Genomic DNA, 15,382 nt, shown 5'->3' on the forward strand with positions numbered 1-15,382 from the left:
ACCTGTTGGCCTGGTTTTGCACCTTCGTCCGGGCTTAACAGGAAGATATCTTTCCCGCCAGGACCTGCAGCCATCACCATCCCTTCGGAAATGCCGAAGCGCATCTTACGTGGTGCCAGGTTGGCAACCATAATGGTCTGGCGGCCAATCAGGACCTGCGGATCTGGATACGCAGAACGAATACCAGAGAAGACGTTACGTTTCTCACCACCGAGATCCAGCGTCAGACGCAGCAGTTTGTCGGAACCTTCCACGAATTCGGCGTTTTCAATCAGCGCTACACGCAGGTCAACTTTGGCGAAATCGTCAAAGGTGATGGTTTCCTGAATCGGGTCATCAGCCAGCGGGCCGGTAACCGGTGCTGCAGCTGCTTTCACTTCTTCTTTCGACGCCTCAACCAGCGCTTCAACTTGTTTCATGTCGATGCGATTGTACAGCGCTTTAAAGGTGTTGACCTTGTGGCCGAGCAGTGGCTGTTCAATGGCATCCCAGCTCAGTTCGCTGTTCAGGAAAACTTCAACACGTTCAGCAAGCGTTGGCAGAACCGGTTTCAGGTAAGTCATCAGCACGCGGAACAGGTTGATACCCATGGAGCAGATCGCCTGCAGGTCGGCATCGCGGCCTTCCTGTTTAGCCACGACCCACGGTGCCTGTTCGTCAACGTAGCGGTTTGCCACGTCGGCCAGCGCCATGATTTCACGGATAGCTTTACCAAATTCACGGCTTTCCCATGCTTCGCCAATCACCACTGCGGCGTCGGTGAAGGTTTTATACAGCGCCGGGTCGGCCAGTTCATTCGCCAGAACGCCGTCAAAACGCTTAGCAATAAAGCCGGCGTTACGGGATGCCAGGTTGACTACTTTGTTGACGATATCGGCGTTAACGCGCTGGACAAAGTCTTCCAGGTTCAGGTCGATGTCATCAATACGTGAAGAAAGCTTCGCGGTGTAGTAATAGCGCAGGCTGTCGGCATCGAAGTGCTTCAGCCAGGTGCTGGCCTTAATGAAGGTGCCGCGAGATTTGGACATCTTCGCGCCGTTCACCGTCACATAACCGTGTACAAACAGGTTGGTCGGCTTACGGAAGTTGCTGCCTTCCAGCATGGCAGGCCAGAACAGGCTGTGGAAGTAAACGATATCCTTACCGATGAAGTGATACAACTCGGCGTCAGAATCTTTCTTCCAGTACTCGTCAAAACTGGTGGTGTCACCGCGCTTATCGCACAGGTTTTTGAATGAACCCATATAGCCAATTGGCGCGTCCAGCCAGACATAGAAGTACTTGCCAGGCGCATTCGGGATTTCAAAACCGAAGTACGGGGAATCGCGAGAGATATCCCACTGTTGCAGGCCGGATTCGAACCATTCCTGCATTTTGTTGGCGACCTGCTCCTGTAACGCGCCGCTGCGCGTCCACGCCTGCAGCATTTCGCTAAATGACGGCAGATCAAAGAAGAAGTGTTCGGAGTCACGCATCACCGGCGTTGCGCCAGACACGACGGATTTCGGCTCGATAAGTTCGGTCGGGCTGTAGGTTGCGCCGCAGACTTCACAGTTATCGCCGTACTGATCCGGAGACTTACATTTCGGGCAGGTGCCTTTAACGAAACGGTCCGGCAGGAACATGCCTTTTTCCGGATCGTAAAGCTGGGAGATTGTACGGTTCTTAATAAAACCGTTCTCCTTCAGGCGAGTATAAATCAGCTCAGACAACTCACGGTTCTCTTCGCTGTGCGTTGAGTGGTAGTTGTCATAGCTGATGTCAAAACCTGCAAAATCAGTCTGATGCTCCTGACTCATTTCACCGATCATCTGCTCTGGCGTGATCCCAAGCTGCTGTGCTTTCAGCATGATTGGCGTACCGTGTGCGTCGTCCGCGCAGATGAAGTTAACCTGGTGGCCGCGCATTCGCTGGTAACGGACCCAGACATCAGCCTGGATGTGCTCCAGCATATGGCCGAGGTGGATTGAGCCGTTGGCGTACGGCAGCGCGCACGTTACCAGAATTTTCTTCGCGACTTGAGTCATAGTGGGCAATTACTTCTTTTGTAGTGAAAAGGGCTTTGATAGTACCAAAATGGTAATTACTGCGCCAAGCGATAAGGGCATTTATCCGTAAATGAATAATTGTTGCGGTTGGAGTAAACTACCTGGTGACTATTGTATATTCAGAACAACAAAAAGGAGTCGGGATGAACGCACAATCCCAGGCCAAATCACCAGAGACCCTGCGCGCCATGGTTGCCGGGACGCTGGCGAATTTTCAGCATTCAACCCTGAAGCATAATCTGACGACGCTTAAAGCGTTGCACCACGTCGCCTGGATGGATGACACGTTGCACGTTGAGCTGGTCATGCCGTTTGTCTGGCATAGCGCGTTTGAGGACTTAAAAGAGCAATGTAGCGCCGATCTGCTGCGTATTACCGGTGCGAAAGCGATCGACTGGAAACTGTCGCATAACATCGCGACGCTGAAACGCGTGAAAAACCAGCCGGGTATTAATGGTGTGAAAAACATCATCGCCGTCAGTTCAGGTAAAGGTGGCGTGGGTAAATCCTCTACTGCCGTGAACCTGGCGCTGGCGCTGGCTGCAGAAGGGGCGAAGGTAGGGATTCTGGACGCCGATATTTATGGTCCGTCTATCCCGACAATGCTTGGCGCGGAAAACCAGCGTCCAACCTCGCCAGATGGTACCCACATGGCACCGATCATGTCTCATGGTCTGGCAACGAACTCCATTGGTTATCTGGTCACTGACGATAACGCGATGGTATGGCGCGGCCCGATGGCCAGCAAAGCGCTGCTGCAGATGTTGCAGGAAACCTTATGGCCGGATCTTGATTATCTGGTACTGGATATGCCGCCGGGCACCGGTGACATCCAGCTGACGCTGGCGCAGAACATTCCGGTAACGGGCGCAGTTGTTGTCACTACGCCGCAGGACATCGCGCTGATCGATGCGAAAAAGGGCATCGTGATGTTCGAAAAAGTCGAAGTGCCGGTACTGGGTATTGTTGAGAATATGAGTATGCATATTTGCAGCAACTGCGGTCACCATGAACCGATCTTTGGTACCGGTGGGGCACAGAAGTTGGCTGAGCAGTATCACACTCAACTGCTGGGACAGATGCCACTGCATATTTCTCTGCGTGAGGACCTCGATCGTGGTACGCCGACGGTGATTAGCCGTCCTGATAGCGAATTTACTGCTATTTACCGCGACCTGGCAGGACGAGTGGCTGCACAGCTCTACTGGCAGGGAGAGGTTATTCCGGGCGAGATTGCCTTCCGCGCGGTGTAATTTATAGCGTTACAGATATTCACCGCATCAATGTATTATTGATGCGGTGAATATATTAAATTTAAAAATCTTACGATATTGTTCACTCTGCGTTTATAATTCATGCCTTTTTCCGAATAAATCACCTCGATGCATCATTATAATTGATCAAATCTATCTCATTAATCTACAATTTCAATTGGTTCAAACAGGGTGTTATGCCCATAATCTGCTGAACAGGTCCTCTGTATGCTATTTGATGCTAACCACAGGAATAACGATTAAAATGAAAAAAAGTTTACTGATGGGAATTATAGCTCTGACTTATGGAATGAGCGCCCCTACCTTCGCTTCCGATACTGCGACCTTAACAATCAGTGGGCGAGTCGTTGAACCAACCTGTAGTGCTGACGTCGTGAATAACAACGTTCAACAGAAATGCGGTCAATCTCTTCATCTTTCAAATGTTAGTCATGTGGATCCTGTTCCAGCGAAGGGCGTCGTGACCGAGATCGTTTCTGTACCAGGGGATTCTCTGCGACAGATAGTGTTAAACCGTTACGATTAGACTAAGAATCTCAGTGTTGATATTAAGCACTCATCATTTATATGAATGATGAGTGCTTTTTTATTTCCCTAACAAATAAAAATCGACAATTAATAACGCTAATTTATTAAATGTATAAATAGTGTTTAGCTTCACTTATTTGTTGCAATTATATTGCAATTCGTAACTTGTTTTAAATCAACAAAACAACGCGTTCACATTGCGGCAACGTTTCTGATGTGCGAATTTAAATTCAAGAGTTAACCCTCTTAACAAATAGAAATTATTTTATTAAGGAAGATGCTATGAAACGTTCAATTATTTCTGCTGCTGTATTGTCTGCTGTATTTATGAGTGCCGGGGCGTTTGCTGCTGATTCTGACCAGGGTGAACTGATTATTACTGGTAAGGTGGTTGGAACAACCTGTAAATTTACGGGTGATACCACTGCAACCATCGGCATGAACCAAATTGGTGCTGACAGATTAAATAACTTAGGTGCTGGAGGTGTTTATGAAGGATATTCAAATAAGACTACTGTGCCATTAACTGTTGAATGTACGGGGGATAAAGCACCGAAAATTACTTTCTCCAGTTCTCAATTTGATAGTTCTAATAAATATATTACACGAAATACTGCCGCAAATAATGGTGCTGGCTTCTCCGTTTACTATGGTGATGACTTTACTAAACAGGTTAACCCCGATACAGGTATTGAGTTAACTAAAACTTCAGACAATAAATATACGCTCAACTTTAGCGCACGTTATGCAAGAATTGGTGCCGCCGCTGTCACCGCTGGTGACGTGGCCTCTTCGCTGACGATGACCGTTGTTACAGATTAAGATTACTATCCTGTTTGTCGGCGGCCCTTGCCGCCGATTATTCCCGCAGTAAGGATAATTATAATGAAAAAAATACTCGCATTATTGCTGGTCGGTACGGTAATGCCTGCGTGGGGGGGCATTTACATTTACGGCACCCGTGTAATTTATCCGGCACAGAAAAAAGAAATTACCGTTCAGTTAATGAATGAAGGCAACCGCAGCTCGCTTGTCCAATCCTGGATAGATGACGGAGACACCAGCCTGCCACCAGAAAAAATCCAGGTGCCATTCGTGATGACCCCTCCAGTGGCTAAGGTCAGCGGAGGTTCTGGTCAACAGCTGAAAATTAAGCTACTGGCAAACACGCTGCCGAAAGATCGTGAAAGCCTTTTTTTTCTTAATGTGCTGGATATTCCTCCTAATTCTGCGGAATTTGAAGGTAAGAATATGATTAAATTTGCTATGCAGAATCGCATCAAATTTATTTATCGTCCGCAGGGTCTTACTGGTGTGGATGAAAAAAGCTTTTCTCGCTTAAGTGTCAGGTATGTCAGTGATGGTATTAATATTAAAAATAATTCAGCCAACTGGATAACTATTCCTGAATTAGTAGGTAACTCTAAAATAAACAGTGAGACAGTGTTACTTGCTCCGTGGTCAGATAAAAAACTTATCACTACTGCTGTTGTTAATCATTACAAGGTCACTCTTATTGATGATCACGGAAACTACTTAAGTGAAAAAATAAAAATGAAAAGATAGTCAAGGACTGATTATGTCAAAGATAAATTCTATTACACTGGCAATCATGTCGGTGTTAGTCACTTCATCCGCATGGGCTGAAGAAGACACATTTGATACCCACTTTATGATCGGCGGTTTGAACGGTGAGAAAATCTCTCGCTATCAAATTGATGGTGATAAGCCAATGCCGGGCATATATGAAATGGATGTTTATCTTAACAATCAGTGGCGTGGTCGATACGATATCAATGTCAAAGCCGATCCTGATGCGACATGTTTATCCTGGGTGCAATTACAGCAAATTGGTATTCGTACCAATAACATTAAAACTGATAAAAAAGAAGATTGTGTGCCGTTACGTGAAGCAGTGCAGGGCGGCAGTATTGGTTATGATATTGGGCAATTTATTCTGAATTTAAGCGTGCCTCAGGCATTTGTGGTTGAATATGAACCGGGATATATGCCGCCTGAAACCTGGGATCGCGGGGTTAATGCTTTTTATACCTCTTATTACGCCAGTCAGTATTACAGTAGCTATAAACACGGTGGTGATGATAAAAGTAGCTATGTGAACCTGAATAGCGGGTTGAACTTGCTAGGGTGGCAGTTGCACTCAAATGCTAACTACACGAAAGGCAATGAGGGCAGCGGCAATTGGAAGAGCAATACGCTATATATGGAGCGTGGTATCCCGCAAATACTTGGCACGCTACGTACCGGGGATATGTACACCGGGTCGGATATCTTTGATGCGGTACGTTTTCGTGGTGTGCGTATCTGGCGCGATATGCAAATGTTACCGAACTCAAAACAGAACTTTACCCCTGTAGTACGTGGGATCGCCCAGAGCAACGCGCTGGTAACCATCGAACAAAACGGCTTTGTTATTTACCAGAAAGAAGTTCCACCTGGCCCATTTGCTATTGATGATCTACAGCTCGCTGGCGGCGGTGCGGATTTAGATGTGAGCGTGAAAGAAGCGGATGGTTCAATATCTCATTATCTGGTGCCATATTCATCCGTGCCAAATATGCTGCAGTCGGGCGTATCGAAATATGATTTTGCTGCAGGGCGCAGTCATATTGAGGGGGCAGGCAATCAGTATGATTTCCTACAAGGCAGCTATCAGTATGGTCTGAACAATCTGCTTACGGTTTATGGCGGCACAATGCTGTCACAAAACTATAACTCATTTGTACTCGGGACCGGTTGGAATACACCCATTGGCGCGGTATCAATAGATGCCACGCGATCGCACAGCGAGCAGGATAATGGCGATGTTTTTGATGGTCAGAGCTATCAGATTGCGTGGAACAAATATGTCACACAGACTGGAACGCAGTTCGCGCTGGCAGCTTATCGTTATTCCTCGCGGGATTATCGTACCTTTAATGACTACGTATGGGCGAATAACAAAAATCACTATGATCGTGATGAAAATGATGTTTATGACGTTGCGGACTACTATCAAAACGACTTTGGACGAAAGAACAGCTTTTCGCTAAATATCAATCAAATATTACCCGAAAACTGGGGATCCCTGGCCGTCAGCGGCCTGTGGCGAGACTATTGGCAGCGCAGTGGAACCGGCAAAGATTATCAGCTGAGCTACTCGAACGCCTGGCAGCGTGTCAGCTATACCTTGTCCGTCAGCCAGACCTATGATGAGGACAACCACGAGGATAAACGTTTTAACCTGTATATCTCCATCCCGTTCTCGTGGGGTGACGGTATTTCCACTCCTCGACGCGATCTGTTTGTCTCTAACTCAACGACGTTTGATGACGATGGTTATCAATCGAACAACACCAGCTTAAGCGGGGTGGCGGGGAATCGCGATCAATTCAGCTATGGCGCCAACCTTAGTCACCAACGGCAGGGGAATGAGACAACGGCGGGCGGTAGCCTGGTATGGCGCGCGCCGGTTGCTACTGTAGGCGGTAGTTACAGCCAATCTAATAAGTATCAACAGGTCAGCGGCAATATTCAGGGGGGTTTAGTGGTATGGTCAGATGGTGTCGCGTTAGCTCCTCGGCTTTCAGATACATTCGCCATTATCAAAGCGCCTGGATTGCAGGGGGCAGCTGTGCAGGGGCATCGTTATTTAACAACCAACAGCAAAGGTTACGCGGTTTACGACAGTTTGACGCCGTATCGTGAGAATATGCTGGTGCTGGATCTTTCCGACAGTAATAGCGATGTCGCCTTGCTTGGCAATCGCAAAGGCGCAGTGCCTTATCGTGGCGCGGTTGTGATGACGGAGTTTGAAACCGATCGGCGTAAACCCTGGTTCTTCATTGCTGAGCGTCCGGACGGATCTCCGTTATCGTTTGGTTATGAAGTGGAAGATGAACTTGGCAATAATGTTGGCCTGGTGGGCCAGGGTAGCCGGTTATTTGTTCGTACCAACGATATTCCCGCTTCGGTACGCGTTGCAGTTAATAAACAGCAGGGACAGTTCTGCACGATTACCTTTGATAAGGCGATTGATGAGAACAAAGTCTATATTTGCCGCTAAGGGATTGGTTTATGAAAAAATATATGTTTTTGCTTTTATTGGCATTCTCTTTTTGGGGTCAGGCTAAATGTACCCTAGGGACGAATACGACCGCACAGCAAACTGTAGAACTTGATATGACATCAGCAACAGTTGGTTCTGTAGTTACTGTAGCGTTCAATACTAACCTGAATGATACATTTTCATGTAATGCGTCAACTGATAAAATGTATTACGCAACGCCATTACAAGACTATATTATTGAACTTAAAGAACCCGGTGCAACAAAATCTATCTTTATGAAGTTAAAACTGACCGGAAGCGGATTCCCTGTTGCAACAGGCAATGATGGTCAATATAACTCAACGCCCAAAGAGTATAAAACACAAGAAGTTATTAACCCGAGACCATTCGTTATCGAGGCATCTTATGTCAGATCTGGTACTGCTGATCTGACGATAGCCAGTGGCAATACGATAAACCTTGGACGTCCCGCTATTAGTATATTAACTGATAATACCTGTAATAGCAGCCTATGGTCATGGATTGTCTGTTGGATTGGAGGGAAATTTAACAGCAACGTATCTTATTCACAAAATATTACGTTTACCGTCAAGCACATACCAACAACCTGCCGTTTTTCACAGGCAATATACGAAATTAAAATGCCCGATACAACGTTAAACGAAATGAATGCGGCAACTAATACTAAATCAGGTTCCACAAATCTGATACTGAATTGTGAAAGTATATATAACGTTACCACCAATCCCGTTAGTTTTAAGGTGGCGAGAGGTGACTGGGATGAAAGCGGGAAAATACTAAAAAATACGCTAACGAATGGCGCAAAAGGAGTAGGGTTCCAGATATATAACGGCACCGCGACTACTCCCCTAAAACTGGGGGATACTCTGATGAACAGAATTACTAAACTGGAAACAATCAACAATCAGTACACTTTCCCTATCACTGCGAAATATATTCGCGTAACAGGTGAATCGTTACGGCCCGGTGAGGTACAAAGTAAAGTGATATTTGCAGTATCTTATGACTAATTGCGGGTATTTCACGTACTTTCTTGCTGAAAGTACGTGTTTTTGTTTTATTACCGATGATAAAAAATCTCGCCGTCGTAGGCTTTAATGATCTTAGCATCGGCATCATTGACCAGTACATACGCGCCGCCCATGTAGGTCCAGTGGGTGCCTGCCGTCGGCGCGGGCAGGTTGCGCAGATTCCACTGTTTAATGGTGTATTCTTCGGTGAGATACAGTGGTGGAACCTTGTCACCGGGTTTGAAATGGGTGAAGTCAGCAATAAAGCTGCTCAGTTCATACTTATCGATACCGGTGGGGGCAGCTGTTGCAGCTGGTGCGGCCCAGACGACGCTGCTTGCAAGCAGAAGTGCACCCAGCAACATTTTATTCTTCATACCCATCCTCTCTACCTCTTCGGGTCATCAAAATCAGTCATGTATCATTCTTGGCATACAGGATGTCTGACAAGCACTATTTTGTGATCACTCCAGTCATTTCGTAAAAAGTGTAAATGAAAGTACAGAATTGCAGCAACCTTGACCAGTAGTTTCACTGCGGGAGTGGGGAGTGCGCCAATTTACATCGTTAAGCACAGACAGTATCCTGTTGCTGAAACCAACATATTACATTTGCGTTTCAACGACTCGGGGTGCCCTTCCTGGTGAAGGCTGAGAAATACCCGTACCACCTGATCTGGATAATGCCAGCGTAGGGAAGTCTGACACTGCTCGTGTCCCTTCTTCGCGCGGGCAGGAGCTGAACCATGCAGCCTGACCTGCACAGCCGCGCGCTCGCGGCTCACACTTTGCACCAATTTAGAACCTTATCCCCGCTCACACACTGTATGACCAATGAGGTCGTGCAAAGCTTTACTGCCAATACGTTACTGGCGCTGGGCGCATCGCCTGCGATGGTGATCGAGCCTGAGGAAGCCAGCCAATTCGCCGCTATTGCCAGTGCATTGCTGGTTAATGTCGGCACCTTAACTCGGGAACGGGCCACGGCGATGCGTGCCGCAGTTGAGCAGGTTCATCATGCTAAAACCCCGTGGACGCTCGATCCCGTTGCCGTAGGCGCGCTTGAGTTTCGCCGCCGCTTCTGCCTGGAATTATTGTCACTACAGCCTGCGGCTATTCGTGGCAACGCTTCGGAAATACTTGCTCTGGCCGGCATGAACGGTGGGGGACGCGGCGTGGATACAACCGATACGGCTGTCGCTGCGCTTCCGGCAGCGCAGGCGCTGGCTCGTCAGATTGGGACCATTGTCGTGGTTACCGGCGAAGTGGATTACGTCACCGATGGTCAGCGTACTATCCGCGTAGACGGTGGTGACCCGTTGATGACTCGTGTGGTGGGCACCGGATGCGCGCTATCAGCGGTTGTTGCGGCCAGTTGCGCTTTACGTGGTGACCGACTTGATAACGTCGCCTCCGCCTGTAGCTGGATGAAACAGGCCGGGCAAATAGCCACACAACAATCAAACGGACCGGGCAGCTTTGTCCCGGCATTTCTCGACGCCCTCTATAACCTGAACGCCCAGGAGCAAGCATGAAACGGATTAACGCATTAACGATCGCCGGAACCGATCCAAGCGGTGGCGCGGGTATTCAGGCTGATTTAAAAACCTTCTCGGCGCTGGGCGCTTACGGCTGTTCCGTTATCACGGCGTTGGTGGCGCAAAATACGCGTGGGGTGCAGTCGGTGTATCGCATTGAACCTGATTTTGTCGCCGCGCAGTTGGACTCTGTGTTCAATGATGTGCGTATTGATACGACTAAAATCGGTATGTTGGCGGAGACGGACATTGTCGAAGCTGTCGCCGAACGTTTACGTCGCCATCGGGTACAAAATGTGGTGCTGGACACGGTGATGTTGGCGAAAAGCGGCGATCCGTTGCTGTCGCCCTCGGCGGTAGAAACGTTGCGTACCCGTTTGCTGCCGCAGGTTTCGATTATCACCCCTAATTTACCCGAAGCTGCTGCACTGCTCGGGGCATCGCATGCGCAGACTGAGCAGGAGATGTTAGAGCAGGGAAGGGCGCTACGGGCGCTGGGCTGCGAGGCAGTGTTGATGAAGGGCGGTCATCTGGATGATGCACAAAGCCCCGACTGGCTCTTTACGCGCGATGGTGAGCAGCGTTTTACCGCACCAAGGGTGATGACCAAAAATACCCATGGCACCGGTTGTACGCTATCGGCGGCGTTGGCAGCCCTGCGTCCGCGCCATAACAACTGGGCCGATACCGTACAGGAAGCCAAACTGTGGCTTTCAGCGGCGTTGGCACAGGCCGACACGCTGGAAGTTGGCGAAGGAATCGGTCCGGTGCATCATTTCCACGCGTGGTGGTAATGGGTATACTGGCTGCAGAAACGGCGGCCAGGAAAAAGATAAATGGAACAAGCGCATACCCAGCTTATCGCACAACTGAATGAACGTATTTCAGCGGCGGATAACACGCCGCTGTATATGAAATTTGCGCAGACGGTGAAGAATGCTGTGCGCAGTGGGATCCTGGAGCACGGCAATATCCTGCCCGGCGAGCGCGACCTCAGCCAGTTGACCGGCGTTTCTCGGATTACGGTACGTAAGGCGATGCAGGCCCTGGAAGAAGAAGGTGTAGTAACACGTGCCCGCGGTTACGGAACGCAAATTAACAATATCTTCGAGTATTCGCTTAAAGAAGCGCGCGGTTTTTCTCAGCAGGTGGTGTTGCGCGGTAAAAAACCGGATACGTTGTGGGTTAACAAAAGAATTGTGCCTTGCCCGGAAGAGGTGGCACAGCAGTTGGCTGTTGTCGCAGGGAGTGATGTCTTCCTGCTCAAACGCATTCGTTACGTTGACGAAGACGCAGTCTCTATTGAAGAGTCCTGGGTACCCGCACATCTAATTCATGACGTGGATGCCATCGGTGTTTCGCTGTATGACTATTTTCGTAGCCAGCATATTTTCCCGCAGCGTACGCGCTCACGTGTTAGCGCCAGAATGCCTGACGCAGAGTTCCAGGCGCACATTCAAATGGATAGCAAAGTGCCGGTACTGGTGATCAAGCAGGTAGCGCTTGACCAGCAGCAACGGCCTATTGAATACAGCATCAGTTACTGTCGTAGTGATCTATACGTTTTTGTGTGCGAGGAGTAGCTCCTCGCGTGACGGGGCGCAATCGCCGCCGCGATGCCCAACTACCCAGGACGCCACCGCGTTACCTAACAGCACTGAGTCGGCCAGCGTCCAGCCAGACGCCAGCCCAGCCAGCATGCCGCCAGCGTGGCTGTCACCTGCGCCGATAGTATCAACGACCGCCGTTGCAAATGCCGGTACGCAGCCGGATGTCTGTGCGGTGAAATACCATGCGCCGTCTTTATCGTGCCGCACGACCACCGGTGCGGTGAAACGCTGCACCCATTCTGCGCCAAAACCTTCCACATCCTGACTTAATGCAAACCGCTCGGCAGCAATTTCCGCCTCCTGGCGATTGAGGGAAACCAGCGGACGACAGGCCATAATTCTTGCCAGTAAGGGCTCGGGAATGTCGCCGATGCGCGGGCCAAAATCGATAAATGGTGTCACCTCTTCCAGACCTTCCAGCCACTGCACCAGCAACTCACCGCACGGGGACGCTAGCTGATAACCCGAAAAATACACCAAGCTATGACGTGGGATATCCAGCTGTGCCAGCCAGGCGGCATTCCACTGATTCTCAACGCCGCTAAAAGACATAAAGGTACGCTCGCCATCCGGCTCCACCAGCGCCAGACACCAACCGTTATCGCCTTCGGCATTGTCGATCAGGCTATGCAGTCCCTCTTTTGTCATCCGGTTGCGGATAATGTCGGCCCACACTCCCTGACCCAGTGGTAGAGCATTGCAGGCATCGATACCTAAACGCTTAAGCGTGACGGCGATATTGAGTGCGCAGCCGCCAACGTTAACACCTTGCTGCTTGAGCTCGATGTCACAGCCGCGCCAGGGGAGGGCATACGCATCGGCAATGACATCAATCACCGCCGCACCCACCACCGTTACTGGCCGCTGTGTACGTAATTGCGAGAGAAGTTGTTGCAGATGCGTGTTGCTCATAGCGCCTCCCGCTGCTCGCGCAGTCGCATTAACCCGTTGGCGTAGTGGGTAAAGTCCAGCTGATTCACCGCGTCCAACTCCTGCTTCAATGCTGGGTTGATCGCGCTCACGCCGTGTAATGCACCACAAATGGCGGTTGCCATCGCCCCGATGGTGTCGGTATCGCCGCCGAGGTTAGCGCACAAAATGGCGCAGCGGTTAGGATCGGTCTGTGCCAGCTCAACCATAGCGATAGCGCAAGGAACGGACTCAATGGTGCTGGTTCCTGCCCCCACAACCTGATACAACTGCTCGCTGGCGGACTCGATGCCATCGGCGTTACGGACGATTTTCAGCGCCAGTTCAAGGCGTGCACAAAGCGATGCGCTAAAGGTGGTGATTCGTTTTTGCTGCGCATGCAGGGCAATGGCAGGTAGCGCGTCGACAATCTCTGACCATTTTCCTCCGTCGATGGCGCGCGATACCGCCCACGCGACGACAACGGCTCCCGCGATAGCCAGATCCGATTTATGCGTTGGGCTGGAGGCCAGTGCCACATCATCGATAAAGGCATCAAGATCGCGGGCGGGCAGCAGGCATCCCAGCGGGGAAACGCGCATTGCCGCGCCATTGGTCACGCCGTTGTTTTCAAGTTCGGCGACCGGTTTACCGTCACGAATAGCTTTCAACGCAATTTTCGAGGTCGGGCCGAGCACGTTTTTATTAAAGGCATCAAACTGCTCGGCCCAGGCCAGAATATTGCGACCAATAACGTCTGGCACAATTTCGCCGTCGCACTCAAGCAGGGCATCTGCCAGACATAGTGCCATGGACGTGTCATCAGTGAACTCCGCCTGGTTAAAATAGCAGGCGGCATTATTTTCCGCAGGGCCGGGCAAAAAACGGTCGATCCAACCGAAGTGTGCTTTTACCCGGGTTCTTGGCCACAGTTCCGACGGCATGCCCATCGCATCCCCTAACGCCTGCCCATAAAGAGCACCGAGAATACGTTCTGCTTTCATTTTACTTCCCCTTGTTTCAACGCTACATCGCGATCGTCCACCTTAATGGCGGTGATTTCTTTGTCTGATTCGCGAAAGAAAACCATAAACATCACGGCAATGACGGCAATCATGACCGCGCCAAATCCCCACATGCCAGCCCAGTTAAAGGTGAGACCATTAACCGGTTCCTGATAAGCAAACATTTTTTCCATCATTACGCCGCCCAGACGGTAACCGAGCAGGCTGCCGAACCCCTGACAGCAGAGGGTGATAAGCCCTTGAGCTGCGGTGCGCATGTGGACCGGCGCTTTTTTATCGACATAGATGTAAGCCGTGACGTAATAGAAGTCGTAACTGACGCCGTGCAGCAGAATGCCGAGAAACAGCAGGGCGTAAGTGAAATATTCTTCCGCACCGCCGTAAACGAAAAATCCGTAGCGGATCGCCGCAGTAATAAGACCAAGCAACAATACCTTTTTAATGCCAAAGCGTTTGGTGAAAAACGGTAGCGCCAGCATGAAGAAGATTTCAGAGAATTGGCCCAGTGTCATCCAGCCGGTGGCGTTTTTCATACCGACTTCTGTCAGGTAACCGTTGGCAAAGATGTAATAGAACGCCAGTGGCATCGCAAACAGGAAAGAGCAAAAGAAGAAGACGAGGAAGTTCTTATCGCGGAGCAGGATCAGCGCATCCAGACCCAGCATAACTTTGAAATCCATTTTGCCGGTACTTTTTGGCGGCGTATCCGGTAAAAAGAAGGCAAAAACGCCTAACAATGCGGAGCTTCCGGCAGTGATAAGCAGGGGAATATTGGTCGGTGAGATGTCGTTATAGCCAAGCATTTGCGGTAAGAAACCGCAGGCCAAACCGGAGGCAATCCAGCCAATGGTCCCCATCACGCGGATGCGCGGGAAATCACGTTCAACATCCGGTACGTTGGCAAAAGCAATACTGTTGGTCAGCGCAATCGTCGGCATATAGGTCAACGAATAGGCCAGTAACAGAGGGAAGAATCCGCTAAAGGTGGTTTGCTGGGCGGCGAAGTACATCAGAATAGCGCCGACGAACATCAACACCGCCAGCACTTTTTGCGCGGAGAAAAAGCGGTCAGTGATTGAACCGACCAGAATGGGCGACAGGATCGCCGCAATGGCTGTGCAGGCGTAGGACCAGCCGATCTCTCCGGCACTAAAGCCACTTTTACTCAGCCACAGCCACAGTGGTACAAACCAGGCGCCCCAGATAAACCACTCTACAAACATCATGAACGACAGCTTAACTGTAGTTTTCATCTTTAAATCCTTCATGACAGGTAAGGTACGCGCTGATAGTACCATTCAATAATACCTTTAAAATACCTTTGAGATTAAACTTTGACCGTCTTAACATT

Annotated in this window: 14 protein-coding genes and 1 riboswitch; of the genes, 9 read left to right on the top strand and 5 right to left on the bottom strand. The window is 49.8% G+C overall.

The window, feature by feature from the left end; translation table 11 throughout:
• The coding region (gene metG / locus FDW94_RS09630) for a methionine--tRNA ligase (RefSeq protein ID WP_170974231.1) at positions 1–2,027 on the bottom strand (2,027 nt) is incomplete at its 3' end.
• 164 nt (positions 2,028–2,191) lie between these two features.
• On the opposite strand from metG, the gene apbC reads away from it, so the two are divergent.
• The 6 genes from apbC to FDW94_RS09660 all read left to right on the top strand — a co-directional run bounded on the left by apbC (position 2,192) and on the right by FDW94_RS09660 (position 8,950).
• The gene (gene apbC / locus FDW94_RS09635; protein WP_003027343.1) at positions 2,192–3,301 is read left to right on the top strand and encodes an iron-sulfur cluster carrier protein ApbC; all 1,110 of its coding nucleotides are present in this window, start codon (positions 2,192–2,194) and stop codon (positions 3,299–3,301) included.
• A 265-nt stretch (positions 3,302–3,566) separates the two neighbouring features.
• A complete protein-coding gene (locus FDW94_RS09640) occupies positions 3,567–3,848 on the top strand; it encodes a DUF2574 family protein (protein WP_103285542.1) in 282 nt (93 codons plus the stop codon).
• 284 nt (positions 3,849–4,132) lie between these two features.
• Entirely contained in the window at positions 4,133–4,672 is a 540-nt protein-coding gene (gene yehD / locus FDW94_RS09645) for a fimbrial protein YehD (RefSeq protein WP_137377494.1), read from the top strand.
• Between the two features lie 63 nt (positions 4,673–4,735).
• Positions 4,736–5,416 (top strand): fimbrial assembly chaperone, encoded by a 681-nt coding sequence (locus tag FDW94_RS09650; protein WP_137377495.1) that lies wholly within the window; start codon positions 4,736–4,738, stop codon positions 5,414–5,416.
• Positions 5,417–5,429: 13 nt separating this feature from the next.
• Positions 5,430–7,916: a fimbrial biogenesis outer membrane usher protein gene (locus FDW94_RS09655; RefSeq protein WP_137377496.1), complete on the top strand. Its 2,487-nt coding sequence runs from the start codon at positions 5,430–5,432 to the stop codon at positions 7,914–7,916.
• A gap of 11 nt (positions 7,917–7,927) precedes the next feature.
• On the top strand, positions 7,928–8,950 hold the full coding sequence (locus tag FDW94_RS09660) for a fimbrial protein (RefSeq protein ID WP_137377497.1): 1,023 nt from the start codon (positions 7,928–7,930) through the stop codon (positions 8,948–8,950).
• Positions 8,951–9,000: 50 nt separating this feature from the next.
• Here FDW94_RS09660 and FDW94_RS09665 read toward each other — a convergent pair whose 3' ends face one another.
• Positions 9,001–9,333 carry an RcnB family protein gene (locus FDW94_RS09665; RefSeq protein WP_003834436.1) on the bottom strand — a complete coding sequence of 111 codons (333 nt, stop codon included), beginning with the start codon at positions 9,331–9,333 and terminating at the stop codon, positions 9,001–9,003.
• Between the two features lie 234 nt (positions 9,334–9,567).
• A riboswitch (TPP riboswitch) is annotated at positions 9,568–9,664 on the top strand.
• A gap of 31 nt (positions 9,665–9,695) precedes the next feature.
• On the opposite strand from FDW94_RS09665, the gene thiM reads away from it, so the two are divergent.
• Genes thiM through FDW94_RS09680 form a run of 3 tightly spaced genes read left to right on the top strand, consistent with a single transcriptional unit; the run spans position 9,696 to position 12,070 of the window.
• The gene (gene thiM / locus FDW94_RS09670) at positions 9,696–10,484 is read left to right on the top strand and encodes a hydroxyethylthiazole kinase (RefSeq protein ID WP_137377498.1); all 789 of its coding nucleotides are present in this window, start codon (positions 9,696–9,698) and stop codon (positions 10,482–10,484) included.
• A complete protein-coding gene (thiD, locus tag FDW94_RS09675; protein ID WP_048234945.1) occupies positions 10,481–11,281 on the top strand; it encodes a bifunctional hydroxymethylpyrimidine kinase/phosphomethylpyrimidine kinase in 801 nt (266 codons plus the stop codon). The genes thiM and thiD overlap by 4 nt, the downstream gene beginning before the upstream one ends.
• Before the next feature lie 42 nt (positions 11,282–11,323).
• Complete coding sequence (locus tag FDW94_RS09680) at positions 11,324–12,070, top strand: GntR family transcriptional regulator (RefSeq protein ID WP_008785236.1); 747 nt, start codon at positions 11,324–11,326, stop codon at positions 12,068–12,070.
• Here the strand turns inward: FDW94_RS09680 and FDW94_RS09685 are convergent.
• Genes FDW94_RS09685 through FDW94_RS09695 form a run of 3 tightly spaced genes read right to left on the bottom strand, consistent with a single transcriptional unit; the run spans position 12,044 to position 15,284 of the window.
• Positions 12,044–13,009: a PfkB family carbohydrate kinase gene (locus FDW94_RS09685; protein ID WP_137377499.1), complete on the bottom strand. Its 966-nt coding sequence runs from the start codon at positions 13,007–13,009 to the stop codon at positions 12,044–12,046. The genes FDW94_RS09680 and FDW94_RS09685 overlap by 27 nt on opposite strands.
• Complete coding sequence (locus tag FDW94_RS09690; RefSeq protein ID WP_137377500.1) at positions 13,006–14,010, bottom strand: ADP-ribosylglycohydrolase family protein; 1,005 nt, start codon at positions 14,008–14,010, stop codon at positions 13,006–13,008. The genes FDW94_RS09685 and FDW94_RS09690 overlap by 4 nt, the downstream gene beginning before the upstream one ends.
• On the bottom strand, positions 14,007–15,284 hold the full coding sequence (locus FDW94_RS09695; protein WP_071444791.1) for a nucleoside permease: 1,278 nt from the start codon (positions 15,282–15,284) through the stop codon (positions 14,007–14,009). Before FDW94_RS09695 ends, FDW94_RS09690 begins: the two co-directional genes overlap by 4 nt.
• Between the last annotated feature and the right edge of the window lie 98 nt (positions 15,285–15,382).

The sequence above is a fragment of the Citrobacter sp. wls757 genome (assembly GCF_005280935.1).
Taxonomy (GTDB): Bacteria; Pseudomonadota; Gammaproteobacteria; order Enterobacterales; family Enterobacteriaceae; genus Citrobacter; species Citrobacter portucalensis.